Origin of the sequence: Streptococcus sp. K0074 (assembly GCF_048843365.1) — a bacterium.
GTDB lineage: Bacteria > Bacillota > Bacilli > Lactobacillales > Streptococcaceae > Streptococcus > Streptococcus mitis_BM.
The window spans coordinates 983,264-1,002,135 of the sequence record NZ_CP184836.1; the positions used below are offsets into that span (position 1 = coordinate 983,264).

The window sequence follows — 18,872 nt, forward strand, 5'->3', positions numbered from 1 at the left end:
TACCGAATGTGGATACTGTATTTTTTGGTTTTTAAGATTTAAAATCGTAGTCTTTCACCACTTCGATGCTATCGATTGTAATAGCAGTAGTTGGCTTGTCTTTTTCATCTTTTTCGGCTTTAGCAATTTTATCTACAACGTCCATACCATCAATCACTTGACCAAAGACTGGGTGTTTGCCATCTAGACTAGGATTTCCCCCTTCTTTGTAGGCTTCGATGATTTTCTTTGGATACTTGCTTGTAGGGAGTTTAGCAGAGGTATCTGTAGAGTTTTGGTTGATGAAGAACTGACTGCCATTGGTGTTTGGTTGACCAGTATTAGCCATAGAAAGAGCACCACGGATGTTATAGAGATAAGGAGTAATCTCGTTCTTGAAACCAGTTCCCTTGTCTTTAGTCTTATCCTTGTCATGCCAGATAGACTGACCACCTGTACCGTCCCCTTTTGGATCTCCAGTTTGGACCATAAAGCCATCGATGACACGGTGGAAGGTAATGCCGTTATAGTAGCCTTCTTTGGCATGAGTGAGGAAGTTTTCAACCGCTAGAGGAGCGAGTTTAGGGAAGAGTTTAATGCGAATATCACCTTGGCTTGTGTGGAGAATCACTTCGGCTTCATCTTCAGCAACTTCTTTAGATAGTTGTGGGAAATTGGCGTTTTCGTTTGTCAAAGCATCGTTTAACTCTTTGGCAGATTGGGCTGATGCTTTGGAGCTTTCCTCAGCGGCCAAGCTAGAATCTACATAGTCATCACCACGTAGACTGCGTTGGATGCTGCTACAACCAGCTAGGGCTACAGTGGATAGTAAAAGAAGGGTTGCTAGTTTTTTCATTCTATTCCTCTCAAAAATTCATTTCTACCATTGTACCCTAAAAGGAAGTGGATTTCAAATGTTAGTAGTTTACAGAAATGGCTTAAATAATAGTTGGGATTTCATCATCATCTTGAAAATCTTCAACTTCTTCCCCAGTAAATGGTTTCTGAAAAGAACTTAGCATAAAACGGGCAATTGGTCCGACAATTAGGAAGTTTAGAGGAAGAGCTGCAATAAAGTTTACGGTCCAAGAACTTAGATAGGTCTTGGGTGTGATAGTAATGCCACTGTAGAAAAGTCCATAGAAGGACATGAAAGTGACCATGAGAACTGCCATTCCTCCAGAAATTGTAATGATTTTCTGCCAGCGTTTATGATGGTTTTTGAGGATACGAAAGACAATTGATTTAACGACTGGTCCCACAAGGATGACATCCAATAAAAAGGCTGTGACAAAACCAGGGATGTAACCAAGGGCTAAATGATGTAGTGAAAGTTGACCAACAATAAAAAGATTCCACATGGACATCCCGAGTACCATCATGGAACACATAAGTGTTGTAAATAAAAGAGCTTCTTTAAACTGTTTTCAAAAAATTCGCCCTACCATTATTGATTAAAGATTCTTCTATGGATGACGGTCGATAATTCCTTTTTATTGTTCCAGTATCTGCTCCCCTTTTGGAGTTAATTTGTAGCCACGATTGCTAATTCTTCTTCTGAAAAATGGTCATGAAGGGTTTGACTTGACGGTTTTTATAAAATGCTTCTAAAATAGTATTCACTGATAGCCTCCTTCAAACATTTATTTTCTATTCTAACAACTTTCTAAAAGCTTTAAAAATTTTATAGTCTGTCAAGTTTTTTTCTTGACACCTGTCAGAAATCTGCTATAATAGAACATGTGCTAAATAGCTCAGCTATTTCACCGAAATAAAAAATAAGAAAAGAGACTTTAAAAATGGCAGTTAAAATCCGTTTGACTCGTATGGGTTCTAAGAAAAAACCTTTCTACCGTATCAACGTAGCAGATTCACGTTCACCACGTGACGGACGTTTCATCGAAACAGTTGGAACTTACAACCCACTTGTTGCTGAAAACCAAGTAACTTTGAAAGAAGACCGCGTTCTTGCATGGTTGGCTGATGGAGCTCAACCTTCAGATACAGTTCGCAACATCCTTTCAAAAGAAGGTGTATTGAAGAAATTCCACGATTCTAAATTCTCAAAATAAGTTTAAAGTAGGTTGACAGATGGATACGATTGAAAATCTCATTATTGCGATTGTGAAACCCTTGATTTCACAACCAGATGCCTTAACTATCAAGATTGAAGATACACCAGAATTTTTGGAATATCATTTGGATCTTGATCAAAGTGATGTGGGTCGTGTAATCGGTCGTAAGGGTCGCACTATTTCTGCGATAAGAACGATTGTCTACTCTGTCCCAACTGAAGACAAAAAAGTAAGAATCGTTATTGACGAAAAATAAGAAGGGCGGGACGAATGTCTCGCTTTTTTGCAAGGAGAAAGAATGAGAGATTTAACAGTTAGACAACTAGATGAATATTTACTTGACCATTACCGACAATCTAGAACAGAAGAAGGGCTTTTTATTAAGCTAGTAGAAGAAGTTGGAGAAGTTGCTGAGGTTTTAAATGGACGCTCTGGTCGAAAAGAAGGAGTTCAAGATTCGAACGAGGAACTAGCAAAAGAACTGGCTGATATCATTCACTACACTGTCGCAATTGCGACCATCAACGACATAGATCTAACCAAGACCATTTTTGAAAAAGACAAAAAGGCAGCTATCAAATATCAGCATGAACGAGATTTGGAAGGATTTTTAGAGAATTTCTAAGAGAATAAGAAATGATTTTTTTCTTATAAATAAGATTTCACCTATATTGGTCTAGCTAGTAAATAGAAAACAATGAAACTGGCAGTTTACATTATCAAAGTGAGTAATCTCCAAGAAGTAGACAAGCTAGAACTTGTGAGACAAGAACGAGAAAAGCAGGTCAGAATAGCTGCCTCCTTTATAGGCAACGAGAAAGCATTTATCAGCTTGAAAGAGTGATAGAAGGTATAAAATACTAATCCTAGAAATAGCATCTAGGATTCTACTATGCTACAATGGAAAAATAGTCTCAAAGAATTCTAGTCAATCAATCTTGAGAATAGCTACTTTTAAAGGGAGTAACAATCTATGAACGAGAAAACAAAAGCATACCTAGCTGCCTTATCCTTTTCAGCCATCATTGGTTTTTCTTTTTTATTTACTAAGATTGCTTTAGGCTATGCCAGTCCTCTCACAAACTTAGCGCATCGCTATACAATTGCAGCTTTAGTATTGGTCATCCTTCATCAAACAAAACTTATCAATGTGAGTTTAAGTAGAAAAGCTATTCTTTCTATTCTGCCGATGAGTCTTTTCTATCCACTCCTCTTCTTTATTTTCCAATCCTTTGCTTTACAGTATATATCGTCTTCTGAAGCTGGAATTTTACAGGCTCTTGTCCCGATTTTTACTCTCCTTTTAGCATCGGCCTTTCTCAAGGAAAAGACAAGCTTGCTTCAAAAGTTCTTTTTATTTTTATCCGTAGCAGGAGTAGTTTTCATCTTCCTCAGCAAAGGAGCAAACTTTAGCAAGGAAACTGCTAGCTTGGGCTTTCTCTTGATGTTGGGATCTGTTTTCGCCAATGCAATAAACAATATTCTCAGCAAGTCTAAAGGAGGACGCTATCGGGCTATGGATATGACAGCTGTTGTGATATTTGTTGGCTTCGTCACCTTTAATACGCTGAGTCTGACCTCGCACTATCTAGATGGCAACATATTAGCCTACGTTGCACCGCTCGGACAGCTTCCTTATCTGCTTTCCATCCTCTATTTGGGAATTTTTGCCTCTATCGTTACTGGCAGTCTCTCTATCTATGCTATTGTTCGACTTGGAGAATCAACCGTCAGTGTCTTTGGTAATCTTGGAACAGTTTTGACTATTCTAGCCGGAGCTCTTATCCTCCACGAACCAATTTATAGCTACCATGTAATCGGAGCAACTTTGATTATTACTGGAATTTTAGGCATGAATCTGATGAGAAGAAAGTAAAGATTGCTGAGCAGTCTTTTTCTTTATCAAAATTGTGCAGAAAATTCAAAAATTTTAATGTAATCAAGTTTGGAACAAGATGATTTTAATATAGCATGATAAAATAGATAAAAAGAATGACACTAGGATAAAGAGGAGAGAGTGTAATAATGAAGCAAAATGATATTGCTGAAGCTATTGCTTTTTATAACAGAAAACCTGAGACTTTGGTACATCACATTATACCAGTCTTAGATTGTGACTTGGTTGTTTATCATCGCCCTGGAAGCTCAAGTAAAGGACACATTATTTTTTATCATGGAGCTTGTGGACGTAGTCAGATGTGGGCTCACCAGTATGATGCCTTTGAAGGATTTGACCTTTACTTTGTCAATGTTAGAGGACAGGGGGAATCACCTATGAAAGTTGGCCTACCCGACTTAGAAGGCGCTGTTCAAGATGTAGATGCTATTTTGTCCTATTTCCAGTTGGATAAGGTGATATTGGTTGGCCATTCTTGGGGAGGGAATCCACTTCAAGAGTACACCTATCGACATCCAGAAAGAGTTCTAGCCTTGGTCATGGTAGATAGTTGGGGACAGCACCGATACCTATCAGATAAAGAAAGAGGTCGAATCAAATATAGTTCCCTTATGTATAAAACGATTCCTTGGAAGTTGATTGCAGATAAGAACTCAAAAATGTGTACAGATAATCCTATCACAAGAGAATTAGTCAAGACGGCCATTATAGAAACTGGGCGAGATGTTTTTTTGAACCTTGGAATTACAGGTTTTTTGGCTGTCCATGAGATCGAGGGTTATCATGGAAATCCTCCTATGCTATTAGTAAGAGGCGAAAATGATTTTCCCAAACACCTAAAAATAATTTACGATGGAATCATTGCTTTAAATCCCAATGCGCGTCAAGTAACGATTTCAGACAGCAAACACCAACCGATGAATGACCATCCTAAAGAGTTTAATCAGCTTATTGGTGAATTTTTTGAAGACGTAGTAGGCCCGTAAGATAGGAGCTATCCAACTTGAGAAAATCCTTGGAACGTGTTAAAATAAAGGATAGAAATAGATACAGGAGACAAGATGAACTACTTTAATGTTGGGAAAATCGTCAATACGCAGGGCTTGCAGGGTGAGATGCGAGTCTTGTCTGTGACGGATTTTGCAGAAGAACGGTTTAAAAAAGGGGCTGAGCTGGCTTTGTTTGATGAAAAAGATCAGTTTGTTCAAACAGTGACCATTGCTAGCCACCGTAAACAGAAGAACTTTGACATTATTAAATTCAAAGATATGTATCATATCAATGCCATTGAAAAGTACAAGGGCTACAGTCTCAAGGTCGCTGAGGAAGATTTGAATGACCTAGACGACGGTGAATTCTACTATCACGAGATTATCGGCTTGGAGGTCTATGAGGGAGACAACTTGATTGGAACCATCAAGGAAATCCTGCAACCAGGTGCTAACGATGTCTGGGTGGTCAAGAGAAAAGGCAAGCGTGATTTGTTATTGCCTTATATCCCACCAGTGGTTCTCAATGTTGATATTCCAAATAACCGCGTCGATGTGGAAATCTTAGAAGGGTTAGACGATGAAGATTGATATTTTAACCCTTTTTCCAGAGATGTTTTCTCCGCTAGAACACTCTATCGTTGGAAAGGCACGTGAAAAAGGGCTCTTGGATATCCAGTATCATAATTTTCGAGAATATGCTGAAAAGGCCCGCCATGTCGACGATGAGCCCTACGGAGGCGGTCAGGGGATGTTGCTCCGAGCTCAACCCATTTTCGATGCCTTTGATGCTATTGAAAAGAAAAATCCGCGCGTCATTCTCCTCGATCCTGCTGGAAAGCAGTTTGATCAAGCTTATGCTGAGGATTTGGCTCAAGAGGAAGAGCTAATCTTTATCTGTGGTCACTACGAAGGGTATGATGAGCGTATTAAGACCTTGGTGACAGATGAGATTTCTTTGGGGGACTATGTCCTGACTGGTGGTGAATTGGCGGCCATGACCATGATTGATGCTACGGTTCGCCTGATTCCAGAAGTGATTGGCAAAGAGTCTAGCCACCAAGATGATAGTTTTTCTTCTGGCCTTCTTGAATATCCTCAGTACACACGTCCCTATGATTATCGAGGTATGGTTGTGCCAGATGTACTGATGAGTGGACACCATGAGAAGATTCGTCAGTGGCGCCTGTATGAGAGTTTGAAGAAAACCTACGAGCGCAGACCAGATTTGCTTGAACATTATCAACTGACAGCAGAAGAAGAAATAATGCTGGCAGAAATCAAAGAAAACAAAGAATAAAGGAGATACCTATGCAAGTAATCAAACGTGATGGTGAAATTGCTGAATTTAATCCAGATAAGATTTACCAAGCTATCTTAAAGGCAGCTCAGACTGTCTATGTATTGACAGATGATTTGCGTCAAAACCTTGCACAAGTCACTAAGAAAGTGGTTTTGGATTTGGAAGAGGCCAAGGTGGAACGTGCTACCATTAGCATGATTCAGTCTATGGTTGAACATCGTTTACTGGGAGCAGGTTACATTACCATTGCAGAACACTACATTTCCTATCGTCTACAACGTGATTTGGAAAGAAGTGGTTATGGAGATCATATCGCAGTTCATTTACATTTTGAACAAATTCGCTAAGAAAAAAGAGTGGGATGAAGCAACTACATCTCACTCTTTCTTAAATCTATTTTTTTGAGCTGTTTGGACAGTTGAAGGGACAAATCGCAGGCGTTGAATATCGCTTATGCGGATAATACGGCTTACATTTTTAGCAAAATTTTTAACTATAATTTGCTGGCCTTGTTGATCGTATTTGATGATGTCACCTGTAAAGCTTGCCTCAGACAAGATAAGGTGAACAGCAGTTTGTTTCTGGATAGCCTCTTCAATGGTGGCTGTAAGGGAGTTGCTTTCAGTATGGTCTGGTTCTTCATGTCCATTTAAAAAGTCATGTATTTTATCTATAACTTGCTGGAATTTATGTCTCATATTGGCCTCCCTTCTTTTATACCATATTATATAAAATTTTCCTAAAATCTACAAGATTTTACGAATAATCAAATGAAAGCTAAAAAAGGAGAAGAAAATGGCAGAATTTACATTTGAAATCGAAGAGCACTTGTTGACTCTTTCTGAAAACGAAAAAGGTTGGACCAAGGAAATCAACCGTGTGAGCTTTAATGGTGCTCCTGCAAAGTTTGATATTCGTGCTTGGAGTCCAGATCATACTAAAATGGGCAAAGGGATTACTCTTTCAAATGAAGAATTTCAAACGATGGTGGATGCTTTTAAAGGTAACTAAGTTTTCAAAATGAAAGAAAAGGATATTGAGTCATGACAACTCGATATCCTTTTTTAGTTAGCAAAGTAAGCTTGATTTTTAAGGCGTTGAAATAATGGACGGCTAATAAAACTAATAGCAATAATTTTACCAAGATCTGGAATGATAAAGGGAAGAACTCCCACAGCAAGAGCTTTTTCAAATGCCATTCCAGCAAGAAAATGTAAGCTGAGAATCCCGCCGACAAAGACAAGGGAATCACCCAAGAGGTTTGCAAGAAAAATCTTAACAACACCACTCTTGCTGTTGGTTAGAGAGGAAGTCAGTCCAGAGTAAACGAGATAAAACCAAAGATAGCCTGCAGTGGGGCCAACTAAAGCCTGAAAACCAGCTCCACCTCCTGCAAAGACAGGAAGACCGATAGCACCTAGAAGAAGATAGAGTCCAACAGAAAGTATAGCCTCTCTCGGTCTAAAGACAGTAGCAATCAAGCCGATTGCAAAGTTTTGCAGAGTGAAGGGAACAGGTCCAATTGGAAGACTGATTTGTGCCAAAACAGCAATGAGAGCAGCTCCAATAGCAGGGACAGCATAAACGTGAGCTTTTTTCAAAATAGTTAACCTCTTTTCTGATGTATAGTAACTATTATACTCGTAGAGGAATCATTGTCAACCTATTTTTATAACAAAGGTAACAAAAACTGTAACGGCCGATTTTGCTTACTGGTTAAGTTGGATAATTTTTTTGTAGATTCGAAAATTGTCTTTATAGATAATCCCATTTTATCAAAAAATATACTATAAATACTTGACAAACTAAAAAATAAGTACTACAATTACAAATGTAAACGGATACATCTAGATATGTTCAATTTTAAAAGGAGGGGTAGTTATGAGATATTTTAACGACTCTAGATACCGTAACGGTGATTAAAAACCTAAATATAATCAATTCATATTAAAGTAATATGGAGGGATTAAAAAGGGACTATTATTTACTCTTCATCAAATATTTAAATTCAAGGAGAAGTAAAATGAAAAAAGAATTAATAAGAAAGCATCTGTTTTTCTAGTTGCAAGTTTTTTAAGTTTTGGATTTGCTACTACAGCTAGTGTCGTTAACGCAGTAACGGTACACCCTGCTCCAAGTCCCATTATTGATGTATGGGAATATGGTGTAAATGATAACTCTGGTTATTCGAATTACTTTGTTAGTTCTCCAGATAATATTGGATCAAAATCTTCAGTAACGAATTTTTGGGGAACAGTTAAAGCTCAGGATAAAAAAGATTATGGATGGGCATATTCAAGTGCTACAAAATCTTGGACCGATGTTCGATTAAATGCATATTGGGATTATTATAGATTTTAAAAATAATTTATGAAAACAAGAGACCCAATTATATAATAGGGTCTTTTGTAATATGGTAATTGCTTATGAAATTAAAATTATGTATCATTGGATTCTTCTTTTGTTTGATTGCTACAATTGGTCTGGTCACTATCAGCGATACCGAAATCCCCATACCTTTACCAATTGATGGTGCTTTTTCTATTCAAGGAAAAAGTAATCTTTCTAATAACGAAATATACGAAATGGTTCGTGACTTATCAAAAACGGAAAAGGTTACCATTTACAAGCCAATCGTTCAGAGTTCTGGTCAGTTGAAGTATGTAAATTTCGATGATGAAAACAATGAGCAATTAAAGTCAGCACCAATAATAGGGATGTATTACACCCTTGGGAAAATAAATATAGACAGTTTGAAACCACTTACGATGACTGGACTACAAACAGTATATATGGCTTATCCTTGGTATATAGGAGGAATATTACAATTCACAGGAACTTTAAGAATACTGTTAATGGGTTCAATTTACTTAACTTTATTAGTTGTTTTATTTGTTGTTAGGACGAGGCAGATCAAAGAAGGAGTGATACGACGTTCTTTGGGCCTGCCTGTATACGACCTTAGAAGAGAGTATGTCATTTCTATTATTTTTGAACTGATTATGATGGCTTTATTGATGATTTCTTACAGTTCTTTTTTGGGTAATGGTTTCTTCACCTATAGTTCTAAGTTATTTTTCTCTCTGCTTTTAACGAATTTTATACTATTTCAAATCATTGATCTTATTACTTTTGTTTTATTTTGGTTGACGATTCAGATTGAAAAGCCCATTGAAATTATCAAAAACAAGGCGAAAAATAAACTTATTTTTGTCGTATGGCTTGTCATCATTTCGATTATTATCCTTGTCTCAGGAATTTTTTTACAAGAAACAAAGAGTAGTCAATCTAGTATTAACATACAAATACAGAATTTAGTACCATGGGACACAGTAAAAGACTGGAGAAGGATTGAATTCCTTGGAATTGAAAGTAACTCTGCTAAAAATGGAGAAGTTAGTGATTCAGATGGTAAGTATCTACAGATAGTTGCTGCCTTAAAAAACTTAGATTTTTTATATATAGAACGATCTTCGGCATATGTTCCAGATTTCATGAAAACTTCACATGTTATAGAAAATTTTTCTAAACAATTAGAAAATGATGGGATAACGAATCCAGAAATAAATAAAGAGTTGATTTATATTAATCAAAGAGGTGCTAACCTACAAAATAAAGTGAATGGAACAAACTATCATCTTTTAGATAATAAGATAGCAACCATCTATATTCCTGAGAAATGGAAAGAAAATCAGAAATCTATTGAAAATACAGTTGTAGCAGAACAATTTATTGGAACAAACTATACAAAAGAAGAAATTGCAGTACAAATAATTCCTGATGGGAAAAAAATTTTTTATTTTAATGAAGATGCTGATGATAATCATAAAATGAAAGAGTTTTTACCAATCGCAAGTGTAGCAGATAGTAAAGATAACATTGTTGTTGTGTTAGATACGGACAAAATGATGGAAAATAATAAGTTTTCTTTGGCTAGTAACATACTATATAAATCTCTTTTTAGTCCTGAAGCGGTAAAAAAAATAAATGAGATGACTGTCCCGTTGAATTTCTCAATGAATCCAGTAGATGTTTACCAAATTGTGAAATTAAAGATTCAATCCTTAGAGCACCAAATTTTACTTTCACAAATCTTGCAGAAGATAATTTACAGTATTGTCTTTATACTTATTTATCAATATGTCCAACTTTTTATTACTCTAAAACAGAATGAATATGTGAAAAAAATTATTTTGGGTCTGTCAAAAACATATATAGCAATTTCAAGTCTCAAGTATTTTATGATGACTATTACAATAGTTATCATATTTACATTTCTTATGACAGGTCAAATAGAGTTGCTATATATTGGTCTCGCTTCTCTGCTCGTTTTGATGTTGTCAATCATAATGAGTTTTAGAAAATTATCTGAAAGCTATACTAAAATTTTAAAAGGAGATGAAACATGACAATTGACCTTTTGAACGTTTCAAAAAGTTTCGGCTCAAAAAAGATCTTTACAGACTTAAATTTAAAATTTGAATCTGGAAAAAGTTATGCATTGATTGGAGGTTCTGGCTCTGGTAAAAGTACCCTTCTTAATATTATAGGAAGATTAGAAAAAATTGACAGTGGGAATGTTTTAGTTGATAAACAAGATATTTGGAAGATAAAAGAAAGAACTTTTTTTAAAAATACTGTTGGATATGTATTTCAGAATTATTCTTTAATAGATAACAAAACAGTATATGATAATCTGAGCCTTATCACTAAAGATAAAAAAATAATAACTGATGTACTTGAAAAAGTAGGACTGTCAAGTGACTATTTACATCAAAAAATATACGAATTGTCTGGTGGGCAGGCTCAACGTGTAGCTATTGCCAGAATGTTAATGAAACCACGTAAAATTATTTTAGCAGATGAGCCCACAGGAGCTTTAGATGGTGAGATTGGAAAAGAAATCATTCGTTTGTTATTAAATGAAAAAGACGAAGACAAATATGTTATAATAGCGACGCATGATCCAGCTGTCTATAACGAAGTTGATGTGATAATTGACATGAAAGATATAGGGTATAATGTATGAAAAAGATAATTTATATTGCTTTGATCTTTGTAGCTGGGTTACTTGCCTTCTTCTTTTTTGGAAAACAAATGATTACAAAAGAAAATATCAATAAGCCAACGGTAGAGTTAACAGTCTATACGCTTTCTTCTAGTGATACAGAAAAATGGAATAAAGTGAGACAAGTAGAAACGGAAGAGGCTATATACTTCATAACTGTGAAAGAAGCAGAGTCTTCTGAAGAAGTATTTTCAAACATCATTGCAAATGGAGCTGCTGCGGGGTTCGGAGTTCGTGAAGAAGAAGTGAAGCAATTTAATAATAATTTAGGAGACACTATTGAGGACTCTAAGCATAATAAACTCATTGGAATAGAATTTTTTACTTTTTCTAATGCTGACGAGGGATTTGTAGTAGCAAATTTTGACTACGGTAGTGAAGAGTTGAATTCTCAGAAAAAAGATATGAAAGAGTTATATAAAAAAATATATGAATCTTTTAAAGAAAAGAATAAATGATTGTGTTATAATCCTTATATTTTGTTATGGTTTGTTAATTGATTTTTGCATATCTTATTTCAACATACTATAAAATAAAACATAAGAAAACGAGTATCTCCAACTACGGCAATACTCGATTTTTGATATTTAGAAGTGTTTTTTGCTCTGCTTCTTTTATTTCGATTAACGCATAGTTACAAATTCTTCAGATGCAGTTGGGTGAATCGCCACAGTTGCATCAAAGTCTGCTTTGGTTGCTCCCATTTTGATAGCAACGGCAAATCCTTGAATCATTTCATCAACGCCGTAGCCAATTCCATGAAGTCCGACAACTTTTTCTTCTGAACCAGCTGTTATCAATTTGAAACGAGTTTCTTGACGGTTGCAAGTGCAAGCAGAGTACATAGAAGTAAAGCTTGATTTATAAACCTTGATTTGGTCTTGACCGTATTCTTTAATAGCTTGCTCTTCTGTCAAACCAACAGTTCCGATAGCAGGGTGTGAAAAGACAACAGTTGGAATAGTTGAGTAGTCCATTTTTGCAGTTGTTTTTCCGTTAAAGAGACGTTCAGATAGGGTACGTCCAGCCTTGATAGCAACTGGAGTCAGTTCTTTTTCGCCTGTTACATCACCTAGAGCATAGATTCCCTCAACAACAGTATTTTGGTATTCATCCACTTGGATAAAGCCACGTTCATTCAGAGTTACTCCAGCTTTTTCAAGTTGCAAGCTCTTAACGTTTGGACGGCGACCAGTAGCCCAGATAACTTGGCTAGCTGTGTGACTAGTACCATCTTCGAAATGAATGGTAATGCCTTCAGCAGTTTTTTCTAACTTGGAAGGGACTTTGTGAGTATGAAGTGGCAAGTTTGTTCTTTCCATTTCCTTGACCAAACCTTCAACGATATAAGAATCAAAACCACGTAAAGGACGATCGCGGCGAACAAAGAGGTCTGTCTTGACACCAAAAGTGTGGAGCACGCCAGCCAATTCAACGGCAATATAACCCGCGCCTAAAATAGCAACTGACTCTGGCAATTCTTCCCAGGCAAATACATCATCAGAAGAGCCACCTAGCTCAGCACCAGGAATATTTGGAATACTTGGATGGGCACCAGTAGCAATCACGATATGTTTAGCACGAATGAGTTCACCATTTACGCTAACAGTATGAGAATCTACAAATTCAGCATGACCTTCAATCAAGTCTACTCCGTTGCGTTTAAAACTGCCATCATAAGAAGAACGAGCGCGATCGATGTAGGCTTCACGATTGCGACGTAGGGTTGCAAAGTCAAAGTTAAGATCAGTAGTTTTAAAACCGTAGTCTTCTCCAAATTGATGGAAAGTCTCAGAGATTTGCGCCCCGTACCACATGATTTTTTTAGGAACACAACCGACATTGACACATGTTCCGCCTAGTTTCTTTTCCTCAATAACGGCCGCTTTGGCTCCGTGTTCACCAGCACGGTTCATGGTAGCAATTCCTCCGCTACCTCCACCGATAGCAATGATATCATATTCTCTCATTGAAAACTCCTTTATACTCTTTTAAATAGTAGAGTGTCATTTTTTGATAGTCATATTCTATCTTTTTTTTGATTTGATTGCAAAAATCTGCTACGTTCAAAAAATTTAAAGAAAAGGCTTGCAAAAAAGAAAAATAAAGTGTATTATATAACTAGTACAACGATTGTAAAATAAATTCCGAACAATAATTAAATCCTGAAATGTCATTATTTCGTTCTGAAATGTTATTGTTTCAAATTGATAATTTTTGTATAATATTGTTAAGAACTTTAAATCAAAAAGGAGTTTCATTATGAAAAAGAATGGTAAAGCTAAAAAGTGGCAATTGTATGCAGCAATCGGTGCTGCAAGTGTAGTTGTATTGGGTGCTGGGGGGATTTTGCTCTTTAGACAACCTTCTCAGACTGCTGTGAAAGATGAGGCTACTCATCTTGTTGTTGCCAAGGAAGGAAGCGTGGCATCCTCTGTTTTATTGTCAGGGACAGTAACAGCAAAAAATGAACAATATGTTTATTTTGATGCTAGTAAGGGAGATTTAGATGAAATCCTTGTTTCTGTGGGTGATAAAGTCAGTGAAGGGCAGGCTTTAGTCAAGTACAGTAGTTCAGAAGCCCAGGCGGCCTATGATTCAGCGAGTCGAGCAGTTGCTAAGGCAGACCGTCATATCAATGAACTCAATCAAGCACGAAATGAAGCTGCTTCAGCTCCCCAGTTACCAGTACCAGCAGGAGGCGAAGGAGCTGCAGCCCAAACTCCAGCTCCAGTCTCAGGAAATTCAGTGTCATCTATTGATGCACAATTAGGTGATGCTCGTGATGCTCGTGCAGATGCAGCAGCGCAATTAAGCAAGGCTCAAAGTCAGTTGGATGCAATGACGGTTCTCAGTACCTTAGAGGGAACTGTGGTCGAAGTCAACCGTAATGTTTCTAAATCTCCAACTGGAGCTAGCCAGGTGGTAGTTCATGTCGTTAGCAATGAAAACTTGCAAGTTAAGGGGGAACTATCTGAATATAACCTTGCCAACCTCTCTGTAGGACAAGAAGTAACCTTTACTTCTAAAGTTTACCAAGATAAGAGCTGGACTGGTAAGATTAGCTACATTTCTGACTACCCTAAAAACAATGGTGAAGCAGCAAGTGCAGCTACTGCCGCAGCAGGTGGTAATTCTGGTTCTAAATATCCATATACCATTGATGTTACAAGTGAAATCGGTGATTTAAAACAAGGATTCTCAGTAAGTGTTGAGGTGAAGAACAAGACTAAAGCTATTTTGGTTCCTCTAACAAGTATTGTGACTGAAAATGATAAGAACTATGTCTGGGTGCTTGACGAGCAGAAAAAGGCCAAAAAAGTGGAAGTTGGTTTGGGTAATGCTGATGCAGACAACCAAGAAATCACTTCAGGTCTGACAAATGGAGTCAAGGTCATCAGTAACCCAACGTCTTCTCTAGAGGAAGGAAAAGAGGTGAAGGCTGATGAAGAAACTAATTAGTTTAAAAAATATCTGCAGAAGCTACCGTAATGGTGACCAAGAACTGCAGGTTCTCAAAAATATCAACCTAGAAGTGAATGAGGGTGAATTTGTTGCCATCATGGGACCATCCGGTTCAGGTAAGTCAACCCTGATGAACACGATTGGCATGTTGGATACACCAACCAGTGGAGAGTATTATCTTGAAGGTCAAGAAGTGGCTGGACTAGGTGAAAAACAACTAGCCAAGGTCCGCAACCAACAAATCGGATTTGTCTTTCAACAGTTCTTTCTTCTATCTAAACTCAATGCTCTGCAAAACGTAGAATTGCCCTTGATTTATGCGGGAGTTTCGGCTTCAAAACGTCGCAAGTTAGCTGAGGAATATCTAGATAAGGTTGAATTGACAGAACGTAGTCATCATTTGCCTTCGGAATTATCTGGTGGTCAAAAGCAACGTGTGGCTATTGCGCGTGCCTTGGTAAACAATCCTTCTATTATCCTAGCAGACGAACCGACAGGAGCCTTGGATACCAAAACAGGTAATCAAATCATGCAACTATTGGTTGACTTGAACAAAGAAGGAAAAACCATTATCATGGTAACGCATGAGCCTGAAATAGCTGCTTATGCCAAACGTCAGATTGTCATTCGCGATGGAGTTATTTCATCTGATAGTGCTCAGTTAGAAAAGGAGGAAAACTAAGATGCAGAATCTGAAATTTGCCTTTTCATCTATCATGGCACATAAGATGCGTTCTTTGCTTACCATGATTGGGATTATTATCGGTGTTTCATCAGTTGTTGTGATTATGGCTCTAGGTGATTCCCTATCTCGTCAACTCAACAAAGATATGACCAAATCTCAGAAGAATATTAGTGTCTTTTTCTCTTCTAAAAAAAGTAAAGATGGGTCTTTTACTCAGAAACAATCAGCTTTTACGGTTTCTGGAAAAGAAGAGGAAGTTCATGTTGAACCGCCAAAACCGCAAGAATCCTGGGTTAAAGAGGCAGCCAAACTCAAGGGAGTGGATAATTACTATGTAACCAACTCAACGAACGCCATCTTGACTTATAAAGATAAAAAGGTTGAAAATGCCAATTTGACAGGCGGGAATAGAACCTATATGGACGCTGTTAAGAATGAAATCATTGCAGGTCGTAGTCTGAGAGAGCAAGATTTCAAAGAGTTTGCAAGTGTTATTTTGCTTGATGAAGAATTGTCCATTAGTTTATTTGGCTCTCCTCAAGAGGCTATTAACAAGGTTGTAGAAGTCAATGGTTTTAGTTATCGAGTCATTGGGGTTTATACTAGTCCAGAGGCTAAACGTTCAAAAATATATGGTTTTGGTGGCTTGCCCATTACTACAAATACTTCCCTTGCTGCGAATTTTAATGTAGATGAAATAGCTAATATTGTCTTTCGAGTGAATGACACAAGCTTGACTCAAACTCTGGGTCCAGAATTAGCACGAAAAATGACAGAGCTTGCTGGCTTGCAACAGGGAGAATATCAAGTATCAGATGAGTCAGCTGCATTTGCAGAAGTTCAACAATCGTTTAGTTTTATGACGACGATTATTAGTGCCATTGCAGGTATTTCCCTCTTTGTTGGAGGAACTGGTGTTATGAATATCATGCTGGTTTCTGTTACAGAGCGTACCCGTGAGATTGGTCTCCGTAAGGCTTTGGGTGCAACACGTGCTAATATTTTAATCCAGTTTTTGATTGAATCCATGATTTTGACTTTGTTAGGTGGATTAATTGGCTTGACAATTGCAAGTGGTTTAACTGCCTTAGCAGGTTTGCTATTGCAAGGCTTGATTGCGGGTATAGAAGTTGGAGTATCAATCCCAGTTGCCCTATTTAGTCTTGCGGTTTCGGCTAGTGTGGGTATCGTTTTTGGAGTCTTGCCAGCCAACAAGGCATCGAAACTTGATCCAATCGAAGCTCTCCGTTATGAATAAGATCAACAAGATGGACACTTGTCTATCTTGTTTTTGTATGGATTTCCCTATCGAAAATTATTAAAAATGTGATATAATGAAGTGTTAGAAAAACAGGTTTCATTTGCCTGGAAAGGAAAAATTATGTCTGAAAAGAATTTTTATATTACAACACCGATTTACTATCCATCTGGGAAACTTCATATCGGATCTGCCTACACAACTATCGCATGTGATGTCCTAGCACGTTATAAACGCCTGATGGGCTACGATGTCTTTTATTTGACAGGTCTTGATGAGCATGGTCAAAAGATTCAACAAAAAGCAGAAGAAGCTGGGATTACACCACAAGCCTATGTTGATGGAATGGCAATTGGAGTTAAAGAACTCTGGCAATTACTCGATATCTCATACGATAAATTTATCCGTACAACGGATGATTACCATGAAAAAGTAGTGGCTCAAGTATTTGAGCGCTTGCTTGCTCAAGATGATATCTATTTGGGTGAATACTCTGGTTGGTATTCAGTCTCAGATGAGGAGTTCTTTACAGAAAGCCAGCTTGCAGAAGTTTTCCGTGACGAAGCTGGAAATGTAACTGGTGGTATTGCTCCATCAGGTCACGAGGTTGAATGGGTATCTGAAGAATCATATTTCCTTCGCCTTAGCAAATACCAAGATCGTTTGGTCGAATTTTTCAAGTCCCATCCTGAATTTATCACTCCAGATGGTCGTCTGAATGAAATGCTTCGCAACTTCATCGAACCAGGTTTGGAAGATTTGGCTGTTTCTCGTACAACCTTTACATGGGGAGTACCAGTCCCATCAAATCCAAAACACGTTGTCTACGTTTGGATTGATGCCCTTCTTAACTATGCGACAGCTCTTGGCTACGGTCAAGACGAACATGGTAACTTTGACAAGTTCTGGAATGGAACAGTCTTCCACATGGTAGGAAAAGACATCCTTCGTTTCCACTCAATCTACTGGCCAATCCTTCTTATGATGTTGGATATCAAATTGCCAGATCGTTTGATTGCCCACGGTTGGTTCGTCATGAAAGACGGCAAAATGTCTAAGTCTAAAGGGAATGTCGTTTACCCTGAAATGTTGGTAGAGCGTTATGGACTAGATCCACTTCGTTACTATCTCATGCGTAGCCTTCCAGTTGGTTCAGACGGAACCTTTACTCCTGAAGACTATGTCGGTCGTATCAATTATGAATTGGCTAATGACCTTGGAAATCTCCTCAACCGTACGGTTTCTATGATTAACAAGTACTTTGATGGACAAATTCCTGCCTATGAAGAAGGTGTAACAGAGTTTGACCATGTTCTTGCTGACGTTGCAGAACAATCAATCGCTGACTACCATACACACATGGAAGCAGTTGATTACCCACGTGCTTTAGAAGCAGTCTGGACTCTGATCTCTCGTACTAACAAATACATCGACGAGACAGCTCCATGGGTCTTGGCTAAGGATGAAGCTCTTCGTAACCAATTGGCAAGTGTCATGAGCCACTTGGCAGCTAGTCTTCGTGTCGTCGCTCACTTGATTGAGCCGTTTATGATGGAGACCAGTCGTGCAGTCTTGACTCAACTTGGTCTAGCAGAAGTTTCTAGCCTTGAAAACTTGAGCTTGGCTGACTTCCCAGAAAATGTGACTGTAGTTGCCAAAGGAACACCAATCTTCCCACGTCTGGATATGGAAGAAGAAATCGCCTATATCAAGGAACAAATGGAAGGCAACAAACCAGCAGTCGAAAAAGAGTGGAACCCAGACGAAGTTGAACTCAAACTAAACAAGGAAGAAATCAAGTTTGAAGACTTTGACAAGGTCGAAATCCGTGTCGCAGAAGTCAAAGAAGTTTCTAAAGTAGAAGGTTCTGATAAGTTGCTTCAATTCCGCTTAGATGCTGGTGATGGAGAAGATCGTCAAATCCTCTCAGGGATTGCAAAATACTATCCAAATGAACAAGAATTGGTCGGCAAGAAAGTTCAAATCGTTGCCAATCTCAAACCACGTAAAATGATGAAAAAATATGTCAGCCAAGGTATGATCCTATCAGCTGAACATGATGGAAAATTAACCCTTCTCACAGTTGATCCAGCTGTACCAAACGGAAGTGTGATTGGGTAAAAATAGACAGGACTAGTTCATGCTAGTTCTGT

The 18,872-nt window shown here is 37.8% G+C and carries 22 protein-coding genes; 17 read left to right on the forward strand and 5 right to left on the reverse strand.

What is annotated here, in order from left to right; translation table 11 throughout:
• Positions 1-31: 31 nt before the first annotated feature.
• Both ACN076_RS04745 and ACN076_RS04750 read right to left on the reverse strand, forming a co-directional pair.
• A complete protein-coding gene (locus ACN076_RS04745) occupies positions 32-835 on the reverse strand; it encodes a peptidylprolyl isomerase (protein WP_420790226.1) in 804 nt (267 codons plus the stop codon).
• An 82-nt stretch (positions 836-917) separates the two neighbouring features.
• The gene (locus ACN076_RS04750) at positions 918-1,130 is read right to left on the reverse strand and encodes a hypothetical protein (protein ID WP_261219190.1); all 213 of its coding nucleotides are present in this window, start codon (positions 1,128-1,130) and stop codon (positions 918-920) included.
• A gap of 648 nt (positions 1,131-1,778) precedes the next feature.
• Between ACN076_RS04750 and rpsP the strand changes: the two genes are divergently transcribed.
• From rpsP to ACN076_RS04790, 8 genes are all read left to right on the forward strand, one after another.
• A complete protein-coding gene (gene rpsP, locus ACN076_RS04755) occupies positions 1,779-2,051 on the forward strand; it encodes a 30S ribosomal protein S16 (protein WP_000268760.1) in 273 nt (90 codons plus the stop codon).
• Positions 2,052-2,070: 19 nt separating this feature from the next.
• Entirely contained in the window at positions 2,071-2,310 is a 240-nt protein-coding gene (gene kphA / locus ACN076_RS04760; protein ID WP_000379617.1) for an RNA-binding protein KphA, read from the forward strand.
• Between the two features lie 42 nt (positions 2,311-2,352).
• A complete protein-coding gene (locus ACN076_RS04765) occupies positions 2,353-2,679 on the forward strand; it encodes a MazG nucleotide pyrophosphohydrolase domain-containing protein (protein ID WP_261219111.1) in 327 nt (108 codons plus the stop codon).
• 348 nt (positions 2,680-3,027) lie between these two features.
• Positions 3,028-3,930, forward strand: a complete 903-nt coding sequence (locus ACN076_RS04770; protein WP_261219110.1) for a DMT family transporter — start codon at positions 3,028-3,030, stop codon at positions 3,928-3,930.
• 149 nt (positions 3,931-4,079) lie between these two features.
• Complete coding sequence (locus tag ACN076_RS04775; protein WP_261219109.1) at positions 4,080-4,937, forward strand: alpha/beta hydrolase; 858 nt, start codon at positions 4,080-4,082, stop codon at positions 4,935-4,937.
• Between the two features lie 75 nt (positions 4,938-5,012).
• Positions 5,013-5,531, forward strand: a complete 519-nt coding sequence (gene rimM / locus ACN076_RS04780; protein ID WP_001105892.1) for a ribosome maturation factor RimM — start codon at positions 5,013-5,015, stop codon at positions 5,529-5,531.
• On the forward strand, positions 5,521-6,240 hold the full coding sequence (gene trmD, locus ACN076_RS04785; RefSeq protein ID WP_261066107.1) for a tRNA (guanosine(37)-N1)-methyltransferase TrmD: 720 nt from the start codon (positions 5,521-5,523) through the stop codon (positions 6,238-6,240). The genes rimM and trmD overlap by 11 nt, the downstream gene beginning before the upstream one ends.
• An 11-nt stretch (positions 6,241-6,251) precedes the next feature.
• Complete coding sequence (locus tag ACN076_RS04790) at positions 6,252-6,590, forward strand: ATP cone domain-containing protein (protein ID WP_001196040.1); 339 nt, start codon at positions 6,252-6,254, stop codon at positions 6,588-6,590.
• Between the two features lie 30 nt (positions 6,591-6,620).
• On the opposite strand, the gene ACN076_RS04795 is transcribed toward ACN076_RS04790, so the two are convergent.
• On the reverse strand, positions 6,621-6,941 hold the full coding sequence (locus ACN076_RS04795) for a hypothetical protein (RefSeq protein WP_261066106.1): 321 nt from the start codon (positions 6,939-6,941) through the stop codon (positions 6,621-6,623).
• 97 nt (positions 6,942-7,038) lie between these two features.
• Here ACN076_RS04795 and ACN076_RS04800 point away from each other — a divergent pair, with 97 nt between their 5' ends.
• Positions 7,039-7,254 (forward strand): YdbC family protein, encoded by a 216-nt coding sequence (locus tag ACN076_RS04800; RefSeq protein WP_000807422.1) that lies wholly within the window; start codon positions 7,039-7,041, stop codon positions 7,252-7,254.
• Between the two features lie 53 nt (positions 7,255-7,307).
• Here ACN076_RS04800 and ACN076_RS04805 read toward each other — a convergent pair whose 3' ends face one another.
• Positions 7,308-7,844 carry a biotin transporter BioY gene (locus tag ACN076_RS04805; RefSeq protein ID WP_261066105.1) on the reverse strand — a complete coding sequence of 179 codons (537 nt, stop codon included), beginning with the start codon at positions 7,842-7,844 and terminating at the stop codon, positions 7,308-7,310.
• Positions 7,845-8,277: 433 nt separating this feature from the next.
• Between ACN076_RS04805 and ACN076_RS04810 the strand changes: the two genes are divergently transcribed.
• The 4 genes from ACN076_RS04810 to ACN076_RS04825 all read left to right on the forward strand — a co-directional run bounded on the left by ACN076_RS04810 (position 8,278) and on the right by ACN076_RS04825 (position 11,769).
• Positions 8,278-8,604 (forward strand): hypothetical protein, encoded by a 327-nt coding sequence (locus ACN076_RS04810; RefSeq protein WP_080978033.1) that lies wholly within the window; start codon positions 8,278-8,280, stop codon positions 8,602-8,604.
• 65 nt (positions 8,605-8,669) lie between these two features.
• Positions 8,670-10,652 (forward strand): ABC transporter permease, encoded by a 1,983-nt coding sequence (locus ACN076_RS04815; RefSeq protein WP_420790227.1) that lies wholly within the window; start codon positions 8,670-8,672, stop codon positions 10,650-10,652.
• Complete coding sequence (locus ACN076_RS04820) at positions 10,649-11,272, forward strand: ATP-binding cassette domain-containing protein (protein ID WP_420790228.1); 624 nt, start codon at positions 10,649-10,651, stop codon at positions 11,270-11,272. The genes ACN076_RS04815 and ACN076_RS04820 overlap by 4 nt, the downstream gene beginning before the upstream one ends.
• Positions 11,269-11,769 (forward strand): hypothetical protein, encoded by a 501-nt coding sequence (locus ACN076_RS04825; RefSeq protein WP_420790229.1) that lies wholly within the window; start codon positions 11,269-11,271, stop codon positions 11,767-11,769. Before ACN076_RS04820 ends, ACN076_RS04825 begins: the two co-directional genes overlap by 4 nt.
• A gap of 165 nt (positions 11,770-11,934) precedes the next feature.
• On the opposite strand, the gene gor is transcribed toward ACN076_RS04825, so the two are convergent.
• A complete protein-coding gene (gene gor, locus ACN076_RS04830; protein WP_261043028.1) occupies positions 11,935-13,281 on the reverse strand; it encodes a glutathione-disulfide reductase in 1,347 nt (448 codons plus the stop codon).
• 289 nt (positions 13,282-13,570) lie between these two features.
• Between gor and ACN076_RS04835 the strand changes: the two genes are divergently transcribed.
• The 4 genes from ACN076_RS04835 to metG all read left to right on the forward strand — a co-directional run bounded on the left by ACN076_RS04835 (position 13,571) and on the right by metG (position 18,840).
• The gene (locus tag ACN076_RS04835; protein WP_261052924.1) at positions 13,571-14,773 is read left to right on the forward strand and encodes an efflux RND transporter periplasmic adaptor subunit; all 1,203 of its coding nucleotides are present in this window, start codon (positions 13,571-13,573) and stop codon (positions 14,771-14,773) included.
• A complete protein-coding gene (locus tag ACN076_RS04840; RefSeq protein ID WP_000733789.1) occupies positions 14,757-15,458 on the forward strand; it encodes an ABC transporter ATP-binding protein in 702 nt (233 codons plus the stop codon). Before ACN076_RS04835 ends, ACN076_RS04840 begins: the two co-directional genes overlap by 17 nt.
• A 1-nt stretch (position 15,459) precedes the next feature.
• On the forward strand, positions 15,460-16,719 hold the full coding sequence (locus ACN076_RS04845; RefSeq protein WP_261069913.1) for an ABC transporter permease: 1,260 nt from the start codon (positions 15,460-15,462) through the stop codon (positions 16,717-16,719).
• Between the two features lie 123 nt (positions 16,720-16,842).
• Positions 16,843-18,840: a methionine--tRNA ligase gene (gene metG, locus ACN076_RS04850; protein ID WP_420790230.1), complete on the forward strand. Its 1,998-nt coding sequence runs from the start codon at positions 16,843-16,845 to the stop codon at positions 18,838-18,840.
• The last annotated feature ends 32 nt before the right edge of the window (positions 18,841-18,872 follow it).